The sequence below is a fragment of the Parasphingorhabdus sp. DH2-15 genome (assembly GCF_051668705.1).
Taxonomy (GTDB): Bacteria; Pseudomonadota; Alphaproteobacteria; order Sphingomonadales; family Sphingomonadaceae; genus Alterisphingorhabdus.
The window spans coordinates 1,201,932-1,214,564 of sequence record NZ_CP196351.1; the positions used below are offsets into that span (position 1 = coordinate 1,201,932).

Consider the following 12,633-nt stretch of genomic DNA (forward strand, 5'->3'; position numbering starts at 1 on the left):
TGGGCTGCTTTAACCACCATATTCTGCATTGGAGTGCATGTGTGAGTAGGAATTTTTTTGGCACAGACGGTATTAGAGGCCGCACAAACCAAGGTGTGATGACCGCTATGACCGCGATGAAGATCGGTCAGGCAGCAGGAAAACACTTTCTGCGCGGCACACATAAACACCGCGTTATTATCGGCAAAGATACCCGTCTTTCCGGCTATATGATGGAAAATGCTCTGGTGGCTGGTTTCACCAGTGTCGGCATGGATGTCATTCTGGTTGGGCCGATGCCAACACCTGCCGTTGCTTTGCTGGCGCGTGAGATGCGGGCCGATCTGGGGGTTATGATCTCCGCTAGCCATAACCCTTATCAGGATAATGGTATCAAATTGTTCGGGCCGGATGGCTATAAATTGTCTGATGAAGATGAAGCCAATATTGAACGACTAATGGGCGAAGAGCCGGAGCTAGCCGATGCAGAAGATATTGGCCGTGCACGGCGGATTGATGATGCGCGGGGCCGTTATATTCACGCGGTTAAAAAGTCGCTACCAGATCATGTACGGCTTGATGGGCTGAATATTGTTGTCGATTGCGCTAATGGTGCGGCCTATCAGGTGGCGCCATCTGCCTTTTGGGAATTGGGCGCTAAAGTCATCGCAATTGGCGTTGAGCCAAATGGCAAAAATATCAATGATAAGGTCGGCTCGACAGATATCGCCGCCTTACAAAAGCGCGTCGTCGATGAAGGCGCAGATATAGGCATTGCGCTTGATGGTGATGCAGACCGTTTGATCGTTGTCGATGAAAAGGGTCGTCAGGTCGATGGTGACCAGATTATGGCGCTCATAGCCAGTGGTTGGGCGCGTGATGGCAGGTTGAAGGGCAGCACCGTAGTTGCCACTGTCATGTCCAATTTGGGGCTGGAGCGGCATTTGCTGGAGCAGGGCCTGCGCCTTAAACGTGCGAAGGTAGGGGACCGCTATGTGCTCGAAGAAATGCGCAAGGGCGGATACAATATCGGTGGTGAGCAATCGGGTCATATGATCTTGCTCGATCATGGCACAACCGGTGATGGCACTGCGGCGGCACTGCAAGTATTGGCAGAATTGGTGCAATCAGGGCAGGTAGCCAGCGAATTGCTGCACCGTTTCGAACCTGTGCCGCAATTGCTGAAAAATGTTCGGTTTGCTGGTGGTAAGCCGCTTGAAAATGCGGATGTGCAAGCGGCAATTGTTCATGCTGAAGACAAACTTGCAACAACTGGTAGGCTGGTTATCCGCCCATCCGGCACTGAACCGGTTATCCGTGTTATGGCTGAAGGTGATGATGCTAAACTGGTCGAACAGATGGTCGACCATATCTGCATAGCGATTGAAAAAGCTGCAACCTGATGCTGGAAATGCGCCCGGATTGTGAACGCTGTGGGCGGGATTTACCTGCTGATGCGTCCGGGGCATTTATATGCTCGTTTGAATGTAGCTTTTGCGAGGATTGCAACGACAATCACCTGAAATCCATATGCCCAAATTGCGGGGGTGCCTTGATGCCTAGGCCGGTGCGCAGCGCAGAATTGGTCGCGAAATTCCCAGCTTCAACTGTACGCAAATATCACGCATGACGACGCGTATTTTAAGCATAGCTGGATCGGATAGCGGCGGCGGGGCCGGAATACAGGCTGACATCAAGACCATAACCATGATGGGCGCTCATGCCATGACCGCTATCACTGCGGTCACAGCGCAAAATTCGCAAGGTGTCAGCGCGGTAGAAGTCATGTCACCCGATATGGTTGCAGCGCAAATAACTGCGGTGCTGCAAGATTTTGGCGCAGATGCCATCAAAATTGGCATGTTGGGTAGCGCAGAAATCGCGCACCGTGTGGCAGATATATTGCAAGACCATCCAGATATCCCCGCTGTTTTTGATCCAGTGATGGTTGCAACAAGCGGCGCCATATTGGCTGATGAGGCAACCATAAGCGCTTTTGATCGATTGATCAGCTTGGCGCTTGTCACCACACCCAATTTGCCGGAACTGTCCGCCTTGGGTGGCCAGGATATAGTCTGTAAAAAAGCCCGTAACTTATTGATAAAAGGGGGTCATGCCGAGGGCACTATGCTGATCGACCGATTGATCCCGGCTGATGGTCCAGAGATTATATGGCAAGATGATCGCATCGATACTCCGCATATGCATGGCACGGGTTGCACTTTATCTTCTGCTATTGCGATAGGCTTGGGGAGTGGAGAAAGCGTTCAATCCGCTATTGACCATGCACGGCGATATGTACGTATCGCGCTGCATGATGCGCCTGACTTGGTAGCGCAAAACGGGCCAATGGGGCATTTTAGTGTTCGCAATGATGTGTTGATGAAGGGGCCTTCATTCAATCAAGTGACCATTGATTGCACCGATTATGACGCGTCTGTGGCATTTTATCGTGCGCTTGGGTTAAAATTGATTGTCGATAGCCCGCCGCGATATGCCCGTTTAGAAGCGCCAAATGGCTCAACATTGTCGTTGCACAAATCTGATAATGTACAGTCTGGTGCCGCGCTCTATTTTGAATTTCCCGATATGGATGCGGCTGTTGAAGCCTTGGTTCAAAAGGGATGGCTATTTGAAAGCCCAGCACAGGACCAATCATGGAAATGGCGCGAAGCGTGGACGAGAGACCCTTCTGGCCACAGAATTTGCATATATCACGGCGGAGAGGACCGCCGTTATCCACCGTGGCGCATCGATCAATAACCAGTCACAAAAACATTATTGCGCCAAAGGGTTGGCGCATCGCCAATGGCCTCTATATTAGAGGTTGATATTGTTTAAGCGCAAGGAGTTGCAACATGGCATTCGTTCTTCCCGATCTTCCTTTTGACAAAGCCGCTTTTGGCGATGTGATGTCGGCCAATACATTCGACTATCACCACGGCAAGCACCATAATGCCTATGTCGGCAAAACCAATGATGCCATTGCAGGCACTGACCACGATGGCAAAAAACTGTCCGAAGTCATTATTGCTGCTAAAGAATCTGGCAATCAGGGGCTGTTTAACAATAGCGCACAAATCTGGAACCACACATTTTTCTGGCATTGTTTAAGCCCTGAAAATGTTGCGATGCCTGCTTCACTGGCTGATCGTATTGAAAAAGATTTCGGTTCGGTTGATGGATTTAAAGACGCATTTAAAGCGGAAGCTGCTGGCCATTTTGGTTCTGGATGGGGCTGGTTGGTGCTGAACGGTGACAAGCTGGAAATCACGTCCTTGCATGATGCTGATACACCGGTTGCCTATGAAGGTATGAAACCTTTGCTAACCCTCGATGTTTGGGAACATGCTTATTATCTGGATTATCAGAATGCGCGTCCAAACTATCTGGATACGGTGATGGACAAAGCCATTAACTGGGAATTTGTTGCACAAAATCTTGATGGAGCAGGCATAGGCCGCGCTGATCAAGGCTGATAACAGAATCACAAACTAGCTGAAAAGGGCGGGTCGATTGATCCGCCTTTTTTATTGGGCCAGCACCTATTTGTCTGAAGCCTTAGCCTCTGCATCGGCGTTGTCTGTATTATCTGCGTCTTCAATCTCAACGGCAAACCCATGTTTAAGCAGCATGGGAATTTGCGTGAAGGTGAACAGAAAAGACAAGACGGATATGCCCCAGACTTTCAGCGTCAACCATGTGTCAAAAGACAGGGTGGCGCGCATCACCTCATTCAAAACGGCCAGTACGACGAAAAAAATTGCCCAATTGCGAGACAGCTTTAACCAGCCTTCGTCGCTCAACCCTTCAAATGCTGCATGAAGCAGATATTTCAATACGGCTTTGCCGCGCAATAACCCACCGAACAAAATGGCGGCAAAGAATCCATAAATAATTGTCGGTTTGATCTGGATGAACCTTTCATCCTGAAAATACAGGGTGAGGGCGCCAAAACCCACAATCAATATCACTGACAACATCAACATGGGTGATACGCGGCCCGCCTTCCAAAATGATAATGCAAGGGCAGCAACCGCTGCGACCATGAAAGCACCCGTGCTATAGGTGATGGCCAGAATTGTTTGGACTGTTTGACCTTCACCATCAGGCGCATTCCACTGATAAACAATGAAAAACACCAATAAAGGGCCAAAGTCTGTAGCAAAAGAGAGCCATGCAGGCGGCGTTTTCTTTTCCGTTTTTTCCGTTAGGTCGGCCTGTTTATGTGTGCCGGTATCGCTGCTCATTGATAAGTTCCTGCAAGTATCTTGGCCAAGAAGGCGGGGTCGAATGATCGCAGATCATCCATTTGCTCGCCTACACCAATTGCATGAATGGGAAGTTTATACTTGTTCGCCGCTGCAACCAAAACGCCGCCGCGTGCCGTTCCGTCCAACTTGGTCATGACGAGGCCAGTGACGCCGGCAATTTCTTTGAATACCTCAATCTGTGACAGCGCATTTTGGCCATTGGTCGCATCCAATACCAATACCACATCATGTGGAGCAGCAGGATTTATCCGGCCCAGAACTTTGCGGATTTTGGCCAATTCGTCCATCAGTTCACGCTTATTTTGCAAGCGGCCAGCCGTATCAACAATCAACACATCTGTGCCAATTTCTGTAGCCTGTTTAACAGCATCAAATACGATACTGGCCGGGTCGCTGCCTTCTGCGCCTGCGATGACCGGAATGCCTAAACGTTCACCCCAGATTTTAAGCTGGCCTATAGCTGCTGCACGAAAGGTATCACCGGCTGCCAACATGACAGCATAATCCTGCTCTTGATAGAGATGTGCCAATTTGGCGATGGTTGTCGTTTTGCCTGAACCATTAACACCGATGACCAATATGACTTGCGGCCGGGGAAAAGCATCGATTTCCAATGGTTCGGCAACATCACCCAATATGGCTGCAATTTCACGCTCTACGACCATGCGGACATCGGCTTCACTTGTGTCGCGTTCAAAGCGCTCTTCGGCAAGTTTTTCACGCACTAAGGCCGCAGTTTCAGGACCAAGATCAGATAGGATCAGGGCGTCTTCAATATTGTCGAGCATATCGGCGTCCAATCGGCCACCGCCGACCAGTCCGCTTAAATTGCCCGTTAATTGTCCGGATGTGCGCTTTAGCCCATCGAGCAGTTTTTCGCGCCAGCCTTTTTCGCTCATAATCACCCTATCATTGTTGTGCGCTAATTGGCTGCGCAAACAGCTTGCCATTGTCAATATGGCTAATGGCAATCGGCAGCAAATCACCGGCCTTTGCTTGTTCGCTAAGCTGTATCTTAGCAAAATTTTCAATATGGCCCTGATTGCCCGACTTTTCGACCAATATTTGCGCTTTACTGCCCAGCAAAGATGCCTGCCATTCTTGGTGTATCGCCGCTGCAGCCTCGCGCATTTCACGGGCGCGCTCTTTGATAATCGATCGGTTCAATTGCGGCATACGTGCCGCCGGCGTGCCATCGCGCGGAGAAAAGGGGAAGATATGCGCGTGCACAATCTCACATGCGGCAAGAATGCTGAGGTTATTGCGGTGCATTGCTTCATCTTCTGTGGGGAAGCCCGCAATCAAATCTGCACCAATAGCAATGTCAGAGCGCTTGGCTTTTAGCCGCGCAACTAAGTCGATTGCCTGACCGCGATTATGGCGCCTTTTCATGCGTTTCAAGATCATATCATCGCCTGATTGCAGCGAGATATGGACATGCGGCATGATCCGTTTTTCACCTGTCAGCAGATCAAACAGACGGTCGTCCACTTCTATGCCATCAAGCGAAGAGAGGCGCAGCCGCGGTAGATCGGGTACCAGCTTCATTATCCGTTCAACCAACATACCCAAATTGGGCTTGCCAGGCAGATCATGACCATAGCTGGTGACATCAACGCCGGTCAGCACAACCTCTTTATAGCCGCGGTCGACCAGCTGCTGAATATGATCTACCAGCTTGCCAGCAGGCACAGAACGGCTATTTCCCCGTCCATAGGGAATGATGCAAAAGGTGCACCGATGGTCACAGCCATTTTGCACTTCAACAAAGGCGCGCGCATGTTCGGTAAAGGCGCTGGCCATATGCGGGGCAGTATCGCGCACCTGCATAATGTCCTGCACATGCGCATTGGTAGAATTGTCTAAGCCAAAGGCAAAGCTGGCAGGGTTGTATTTTTCTATATTGCCAACCACGCGGTCCACTTCTGCCATATTGGCAAAGCTGTCCGGGTCGATCTGCGCAGCGCAGCCGGTTACGACGATATGGGCTTGCGGATTAGCTTTGCGCGCGCGGCGAATGGATTGGCGCGTCTGGCGAACCGCTTCATTGGTAACGGCACAACTATTGATGATAACCAGCGGTTCGTGAATGTCAGATTGTGATAAGCCTGCGCGAATAGCTTCACTTTCCGCGATATTGAGGCGGCAACCCATGGTAATGATTTCTGGTGATTGCGCTTTTGGTCTGTCCTGCGTCTCGCTCACAGCATTACCTCACCAGTAAAGACGTGGGTGAACGGGCCTGTCATTATAACGGATTCACCAGGCTGCCATGCAATTGTCAGGGCGCCGCCTGGTAGATTAACTGTTACAGGGCTAGCGCATAATTTCTTGGCGATGGCGGCCACAGCAGTTGCGCAAGCACCGGTTCCACATGCCTGAGTCAGGCCCGCCCCGCGCTCCCATACACGCAGATCAATCATATCGCCTTTCAAAGATGCGACATTCACATTTACGCGTTGGGGAAATAGAGGGTCATTCTCAATGATTGGACCCAAATTTTCCAGATCAATATTGGCCTGATCAGCGACAAAGAAAACGGCATGGGGGTTGCCCATATTGACAGCTACGGGCCGTTCCAAATCTTCCCAACTCACTGGCATGTCCATGGTGTCCATAGAGTCACTCAGCGGTATATCCTGCCATGCAAATTTGGGCTGACCCATGGCAACGCTTACAGATTGGTCATGCAATTCGCCATGCAAAATGCCAGCCGCTGTGGCGATAGAAAGTTTCTCTTCCCTTATCAGCGCAACAACACAGCGCGTTGCATTGCCGCACGCCTCAACCTCGCCGCCATCCTGATTATATATGGCCATGTGAATATCGGCCTTATCAGATGCTGAAATAATGATCAGTTGGTCGCAACCAATACCATGCTTGCGGTCTGCCAATTGCCGCACTTGGTCGGCATTGAGATGCAATGCATTTTGGCGCGCGTCAAAGATGATAAAATCATTCCCCAGACCGTGCATTTTATGAAAGACATAAGAAGCCATGGCCGCGCTTTAGTCGCCATTGGTTAAGCTGTCTATATCTGCAATATCTTCAAGTGAGTGGTAAGGGGATTGGCCGGAATGATTAACCGGCCTGTTGTTTTGTTTCTTTTTGATATTGCTGCAATTCACTCTCATCTCCATCACTAGGCTCATTGGCCATTGTATAAAGGTTGGAGCGCGCTAGCATCCATCGAGTTTGTTCAATGCTTAATGGCTGGCCGTAATGATAGCCTTGAACCTTTTCGCAGCCAAGTTCCGCCAAAAAGTTAACAATCTGTTCATCCTCTGCGCCCTCTGCAGTCACGGGGAGATTGAGGCTACGTGATAAATGAATAATAGCATCCACAATTGCCGCATTATCGGGGCTCTCTGAATAGGTTGAAATAAAGCTTTGATCGATCTTGATGCGGTCGAAAGGCAGAATTCGCAAATGTGACAAAGAGCTATAACCCGTACCAAAATCATCAAGAGCGACCTTAACGCCCTGATTTCTAAGGCTCGTCATGATAGCTTTTGCGAGGCCGATATTTTCGAAAAGAGCATTTTCGGTAATCTCAACCTCAAGGCGTTCAGCTGGAAAGCCAGTCTCTGTCAGGATTTTTATAATTTTTTGTGCAAGCCATGGGTCGCGCAATTGAAAAGGTGAAATATTGACAGACAATGTCAGGCTGTTGTCCCAGTTTTTGGCGTCCAAAAACGCCTGACGCATAATGCTTTCGGATAGCTCTGCTATAAGATTGCATTCTTCCGCTATGGGGATGAAAACATCAGGAAGCACATTGCCAAGAGATTGTGAACGCCAACGCGCCAAAACCTCAAAGCCTGCCAATTTGCCAGTTGCGAGATCAATTTGTTGCTCAAAATAGGGCACAAATTCACCAGTTGGAATGCCAGCGCGCATACCCGATTCAAGCATGTTTTGTGTTTGAATTGCTGTATGCATAGAGCTTTCGAACCAGCTGAAACGATTCCGTCCGCCCTTTTTGCTGTGGTACATTGCCATATCGGCCCGGCGTAACAATGCTTCTGCACTTTCTTCGCTGTGATGCGCGAAGGCGATACCGATAGATGTGCTGATCGCTAATTCACAGGTCGGCCCATCAATAGGCAGAGAAATCTTTTCAATCATTTGTTCGGCGATACGTTCCACCACTGAACGATCCTGCAAAGTGAAGGTAAATGCGATAGCAAATTCATCACCACCTAAGCGCGAAATGAGTGCATCACGCGGTACAATTTTGTGCAATCTGTCTGCGACTGTTTTTAAAACCATGTCACCGGCTTGATGCCCATGAATGTCGTTGATGGTCTTAAAATGGTCCAGATCAAGCATAAGGAATGCCACGGCCATTTCGCGCTTCTCTGCTGCAGCAATCAAATCAGCAGTACGTTCGTTAATCGAGCGGCGATTAAGACAATTGGTAAGTGGGTCGGTCACGGCGAGTTTTCGTGCCTCAACCTCTGCTCGGCGACGCATTTCGACTTCTTTGCGCATTTCATCATAACGCTTCCAGCCAAATATAATCAATGCGATATTCAGGAGCATCGCAGTAGCAAGAATGCTGTTGGGACCAGTACCTTTTCCGTTAATCAAATTAGCGACTTCCGGTACAACCAGAGAGCCAGTGCCAACGAACATGAGAATAGCAGACAATATAATACCGCCGCCTACAACGTCGATACTATCAAGAAACCGGTTCAAACGGCTTCCATAAGTGCGAATATCGCTCGTATCCAAACTTGTCTGTTCGGCCATAAGTCCCCTTTGGCGGAAGGCTATTATCTCTGAGAACAGGATGCCTCAATGCGACCACCAGATTTCCAATTAGACAAATAGAGTAAATAATTTCTTTATTATGCCTTTGCAGCCCATTGGCCGCTAAGGATTGACCCTTATCACAGCGATGTTGTGATGAAATGTCTTGCCAAAATATAGTCAGCGGTATAAGCGGCTGTTAAATAGCGCAGGTACAGCCGGTCAGCGAGGTTTCGCCCACCGGCTATTTTTGCGTTTATAGTGTTTTTGCATCGCTTGGCGAATATGTCCATATTAGGCGGGCCCATATTAAGGCGGAAAGAAAAAGGAAGACGATATGTTCGATACACTATCCGGTCGCCTTGGCGATGTATTTGACCGCTTAAAAGGGCGCGGCGCGCTTAATGAGAGTGACGTACGCGCCGCTATGCGCGAAGTGCGTATCGCTTTGCTGGAGGCTGATGTTGCCCTGCCGGTCGTGCGCGCCTTTATTGATAAAGTTACCGATAAAGCGGTTGGGCAATCGGTCCTGAAATCTGTCACACCGGGCCAACAGGTCATCAAAATTGTTAATGATGCCTTGGTTGAGATGCTGGGCAGTGATGTTAGCGAAATTGATCTGGCAACATCGCCGCCTGCTGTCATCATGATGGTTGGTCTGCAAGGTTCGGGTAAAACCACCAGCACTGCCAAATTGGCCAAATGGTTGACAGAAAAAGAGCGCAAAAAGGTCATGATGGCCTCGCTTGACGTTAACCGGCCGGCAGCGCAGGAACAATTGGCCGTTTTGGGCGAGCAGGTTTCTGTGGCAACCTTGCCCATTGTTGCTGGCCAACAACCGGTTGAGATTGCCAAGCGCGCTTTACAGGCCGCAAAATTGCAAGCCTTTGATGTGCTGTTGCTCGATACAGCGGGCCGATTGCATGTTGACCAGCAATTGATGGACGAAATGCGCGCGGTCAGCAAAGAGGCGACGCCGCAAGAGACATTGCTGGTTGTTGACTCTTTAACGGGTCAGGATGCGGTCAATGTCGCGCAGAATTTCTCTGAGCAGGTGCCATTAACCGGTACAATATTGACCCGTATGGATGGCGATGCACGCGGCGGTGCTGCATTGTCGATGCGTGCGGTCACTGGCAAGCCGATCAAATTTGTCGGCATTGGCGAAAAAATGGATGCGCTGGAGCTTTTCCATCCTGATCGCATCGCTGGCCGCATTTTGGGCATGGGTGATGTTGTTGGCTTGGTTGAGCGTGCAGCGGCATCTGTTGAGAAAGACGAGGCCGAGAAGCTGGCTGAGAAAATGTCCAAAGGTCAGTTTGACATGGACGATCTGCGCAGCCAGTTGCAGCAAATGACCAAGATGGGCGGTCTGGGTGCTTTGGCGGGTATGATGCCGGGCATGAAAAAGGCCAAGGCCGCGATGGAGGCCAGCGGCATGGACGACAAGGTGCTTGTTCATATGGACGCCATTATCGGCTCCATGACCAAGGCGGAGCGTGCCAAGCCGGCATTGCTGAACGCCAAGCGCAAAGTGCGGATTGCCAAAGGTTCGGGAACCACTGTGCAAGAGGTCAATAAGATCATCAAAATGCACAAGGAAATGTCTGGTGCCATGAAGAAAATCCGCAAAATGGGCGGGTTGAAAGGTCTGGCGGCGATGTTTGGCGGCGGAGGCGGCGGTATGCCTGATCCGGGTGCGATGGGCAATTTGCTGGGCGGCGGCGGAGCTGGCGGGCCGGGATTGCCTGGACTTCCGGGCGGCGCGCCGGGGAATTTGTTTAAGAAGTAATTTGAAGATATTTAGCTAATATATTATTTTAGAAAGGTTTATTATGGCTATTGCAATGCGTTTGTCGCGCGGGGGTTCTAAGAAACGCCCTTATTATCGTATCGTTGTTGCTGATCAGCGCGCACCGCGTGACGGTAAGTATCTGGAGCAAGTAGGATCTTATAACCCATTGCTGGCAAAAGACAGTGCCGAGCGTGTTCAGATGAATGAAGAGCGCGTCAAGCATTGGCTTTCTGTTGGTGCACAGCCTTCAGACCGTGTTGCACGTTTTCTGGATGCCGCTGGCGTGCGTGAGCGTGCTGCGCGCAATAACCCGAAAAAAGGTGAGCCAGGTGAAAACGCCAAAGAGCGTGCTGAAGAAAAAGCCGCCAAATTAGCCGAAGCTGAAGAAGCGAAAAAAGCTGCTGAAGAAGAAGCCAAAGCCGCTGCAGCCGCAGCAGCTGAAGCCCCTGCAGAAGAAGCGCCAGCGGAGGAAACCTCTGCCGAGGAAGCACCTGCTGCAGAAGCTGAAGGCGAAGAAAAGGCCGAATAAGCCTTGCCGCAAAGTCTGGAGCCGCAAAATCTGGATAAGCCCGTTACGCTGGCCGTCATTATTGGCGCGCACGGTGTAACGGGCGAAGTGCGTTTAAAGCTGTTCACGGATGACGTGGCATCGCTTAAGCGCCACAAAATCTATAATGATGGCGCGCTCAATCTTAAGAGCGTGAAGCCGAACAAGGCTGGCGCCATTGCCCGCTTCGCGCAAATCACTGACCGCAATGGCGCAGAAGCCGCACGCGGCACGGAGCTGAATGTTCCGCGTTCATCATTGCCGCCATTGGGTGAGGGCGAATATTATCATATCGACCTGATTGATCTGCCTGTTGAAACCGAAAATGGTGAAAATATCGGGCATGTTGTTGCGGTTGAGAATTTCGGTGCAGGCGACATTATTGAAATTAAAAAGCCTGATGATAAGAAATTCATGGTGCCTCTGAAATTCGCAGAGGTGCTTGAGAATAAGATTGTGATCGCTTCTGAGTTTTCACAATGACCTTCCATGCGCAGATTTTGACGCTATATCCTGAGATGTTTCCCGGCCCGCTGAGCGCGTCGCTGGCCGGAAAGGCGCTGGAGGCAGGGAAATGGTCGTGCGATGCCATCAATATGCGCGATTTTGCCACAGACCGGCACCGCAGTGTTGACGATACACCAGCAGGCGGCGGCGCAGGCATGGTTTTGCGCGCTGATATTCTAGGCAAGGCGGTGGACTTTGCTAATCTGCGCATGGCCGACAAAGTTGCAGCATCCAAAAAAAAGGCATCAAAAACAGGCTCAGCGTTGGCGGAAGGGTATAATGTCCCCATTATTGCCCTTACACCGCGCGGAAAGCCGCTCACACAGGCGCGGGTGAGAGAGATTTCTGCCGGGCAGGGTGTCACTCTGTTATGCGGCCGGTTCGAGGGTTTTGACGAACGGATATTCGTCGCACGGGATATAGAGGAGATATCTATTGGTGATTATATTCTCTCTGGCGGAGAAATGGGCGCTTTCATACTATTAGATGCTTGCATTCGCTTGCTTGACGGGGTAATGGGCGCGTCTTCTAGCGGAGATGAAGAGAGCTTTGAAAATGGGCTTTTGGAATATCCGCATTTTACCCGACCTGTTGAATGGGAAGGGCGCACGATCCCTGAAGTGTTGCGATCGGGGGATCATGCGAAAATTGCCGCTTGGCGTAAAGCACAGGCAGAGGCAATTACACGGCTAAGGCGGCCGGATCTTTGGGAGCGCCAACGGGGCGCTGCGGATCAGTCGCCCTCTGGTGCGCAGCGCGAAACAAAGGAAGAATGA

At 50.4% G+C, this 12,633-nt stretch carries 13 protein-coding genes; 8 read left to right on the top strand and 5 right to left on the bottom strand.

Features of this window, described 5'->3' with window-relative positions; genetic code table 11:
- Positions 1 to 41: 41 nt before the first annotated feature.
- The 4 genes from glmM to ACR9YC_RS05615 all read left to right on the top strand — a co-directional run bounded on the left by glmM (position 42) and on the right by ACR9YC_RS05615 (position 3,458).
- Entirely contained in the window at positions 42 to 1,382 is a 1,341-nt protein-coding gene (gene glmM / locus ACR9YC_RS05600) for a phosphoglucosamine mutase (protein WP_438730994.1), read from the top strand.
- Positions 1,382 to 1,609 (top strand): DUF1272 domain-containing protein, encoded by a 228-nt coding sequence (locus ACR9YC_RS05605; protein WP_438730997.1) that lies wholly within the window; start codon positions 1,382 to 1,384, stop codon positions 1,607 to 1,609. Before glmM ends, ACR9YC_RS05605 begins: the two co-directional genes overlap by 1 nt.
- Positions 1,606 to 2,742, top strand: coding sequence for a bifunctional hydroxymethylpyrimidine kinase/phosphomethylpyrimidine kinase (gene thiD, locus ACR9YC_RS05610; protein WP_438731000.1), 1,137 nt, complete (start codon positions 1,606 to 1,608; stop codon positions 2,740 to 2,742). The genes ACR9YC_RS05605 and thiD overlap by 4 nt, the downstream gene beginning before the upstream one ends.
- Before the next feature lie 95 nt (positions 2,743 to 2,837).
- Positions 2,838 to 3,458 carry a superoxide dismutase gene (locus tag ACR9YC_RS05615; RefSeq protein ID WP_438731003.1) on the top strand — a complete coding sequence of 207 codons (621 nt, stop codon included), beginning with the start codon at positions 2,838 to 2,840 and terminating at the stop codon, positions 3,456 to 3,458.
- A gap of 66 nt (positions 3,459 to 3,524) precedes the next feature.
- On the opposite strand, the gene ACR9YC_RS05620 is transcribed toward ACR9YC_RS05615, so the two are convergent.
- The 5 genes from ACR9YC_RS05620 to ACR9YC_RS05640 form a co-directional block, all read right to left on the bottom strand.
- Positions 3,525 to 4,229 carry an inner membrane-spanning protein YciB gene (locus tag ACR9YC_RS05620; protein ID WP_438731006.1) on the bottom strand — a complete coding sequence of 235 codons (705 nt, stop codon included), beginning with the start codon at positions 4,227 to 4,229 and terminating at the stop codon, positions 3,525 to 3,527.
- A complete protein-coding gene (ftsY, locus tag ACR9YC_RS05625) occupies positions 4,226 to 5,152 on the bottom strand; it encodes a signal recognition particle-docking protein FtsY (protein WP_438731009.1) in 927 nt (308 codons plus the stop codon). The genes ACR9YC_RS05620 and ftsY overlap by 4 nt, the downstream gene beginning before the upstream one ends.
- Before the next feature lie 10 nt (positions 5,153 to 5,162).
- The gene (gene mtaB / locus ACR9YC_RS05630; protein WP_438731620.1) at positions 5,163 to 6,407 is read right to left on the bottom strand and encodes a tRNA (N(6)-L-threonylcarbamoyladenosine(37)-C(2))-methylthiotransferase MtaB; all 1,245 of its coding nucleotides are present in this window, start codon (positions 6,405 to 6,407) and stop codon (positions 5,163 to 5,165) included.
- Between the two features lie 47 nt (positions 6,408 to 6,454).
- The gene (gene dapF / locus ACR9YC_RS05635; protein ID WP_438731012.1) at positions 6,455 to 7,252 is read right to left on the bottom strand and encodes a diaminopimelate epimerase; all 798 of its coding nucleotides are present in this window, start codon (positions 7,250 to 7,252) and stop codon (positions 6,455 to 6,457) included.
- A gap of 82 nt (positions 7,253 to 7,334) precedes the next feature.
- A complete protein-coding gene (locus tag ACR9YC_RS05640) occupies positions 7,335 to 9,008 on the bottom strand; it encodes a putative bifunctional diguanylate cyclase/phosphodiesterase (protein WP_438731015.1) in 1,674 nt (557 codons plus the stop codon).
- A 337-nt stretch (positions 9,009 to 9,345) separates the two neighbouring features.
- Between ACR9YC_RS05640 and ffh the strand changes: the two genes are divergently transcribed.
- The 4 genes from ffh to trmD are packed head-to-tail and all read left to right on the top strand — an operon-like array spanning position 9,346 to position 12,633.
- Positions 9,346 to 10,800: a signal recognition particle protein gene (ffh, locus tag ACR9YC_RS05645; RefSeq protein WP_438731018.1), complete on the top strand. Its 1,455-nt coding sequence runs from the start codon at positions 9,346 to 9,348 to the stop codon at positions 10,798 to 10,800.
- Positions 10,801 to 10,843: 43 nt separating this feature from the next.
- Positions 10,844 to 11,332: a 30S ribosomal protein S16 gene (rpsP, locus tag ACR9YC_RS05650; RefSeq protein WP_438731020.1), complete on the top strand. Its 489-nt coding sequence runs from the start codon at positions 10,844 to 10,846 to the stop codon at positions 11,330 to 11,332.
- Between the two features lie 3 nt (positions 11,333 to 11,335).
- The gene (rimM, locus tag ACR9YC_RS05655) at positions 11,336 to 11,833 is read left to right on the top strand and encodes a ribosome maturation factor RimM (protein ID WP_438731023.1); all 498 of its coding nucleotides are present in this window, start codon (positions 11,336 to 11,338) and stop codon (positions 11,831 to 11,833) included.
- Positions 11,830 to 12,633 carry a tRNA (guanosine(37)-N1)-methyltransferase TrmD gene (trmD, locus tag ACR9YC_RS05660; protein ID WP_438731025.1) on the top strand — a complete coding sequence of 268 codons (804 nt, stop codon included), beginning with the start codon at positions 11,830 to 11,832 and terminating at the stop codon, positions 12,631 to 12,633. The genes rimM and trmD overlap by 4 nt, the downstream gene beginning before the upstream one ends.

What these genes read in the sequence shown, in the direction of transcription:
- trmD (WP_438731025.1), top strand. Translation starts at nt 11,830, where the DNA reads ATGACCTTCCATGCGCAGATTTTGACGCTATATCCTGAGATGTTTCCC.
- ACR9YC_RS05605 (WP_438730997.1), top strand. Translation starts at nt 1,382, where the DNA reads ATGCTGGAAATGCGCCCGGATTGTGAACGCTGTGGGCGGGATTTACCT.
- mtaB (WP_438731620.1), bottom strand. Translation starts at nt 6,407, where the DNA reads ATGGGTTGCCGCCTCAATATCGCGGAAAGTGAAGCTATTCGCGCAGGC.
- ffh (WP_438731018.1), top strand. Translation starts at nt 9,346, where the DNA reads ATGTTCGATACACTATCCGGTCGCCTTGGCGATGTATTTGACCGCTTA.
- rpsP (WP_438731020.1), top strand. Translation starts at nt 10,844, where the DNA reads ATGGCTATTGCAATGCGTTTGTCGCGCGGGGGTTCTAAGAAACGCCCT.
- thiD (WP_438731000.1), top strand. Translation starts at nt 1,606, where the DNA reads ATGACGACGCGTATTTTAAGCATAGCTGGATCGGATAGCGGCGGCGGG.
- ftsY (WP_438731009.1), bottom strand. Translation starts at nt 5,152, where the DNA reads ATGAGCGAAAAAGGCTGGCGCGAAAAACTGCTCGATGGGCTAAAGCGC.
- ACR9YC_RS05615 (WP_438731003.1), top strand. Translation starts at nt 2,838, where the DNA reads ATGGCATTCGTTCTTCCCGATCTTCCTTTTGACAAAGCCGCTTTTGGC.
- ACR9YC_RS05620 (WP_438731006.1), bottom strand. Translation starts at nt 4,229, where the DNA reads ATGAGCAGCGATACCGGCACACATAAACAGGCCGACCTAACGGAAAAA.
- ACR9YC_RS05640 (WP_438731015.1), bottom strand. Translation starts at nt 9,008, where the DNA reads ATGGCCGAACAGACAAGTTTGGATACGAGCGATATTCGCACTTATGGA.
- dapF (WP_438731012.1), bottom strand. Translation starts at nt 7,252, where the DNA reads ATGGCTTCTTATGTCTTTCATAAAATGCACGGTCTGGGGAATGATTTT.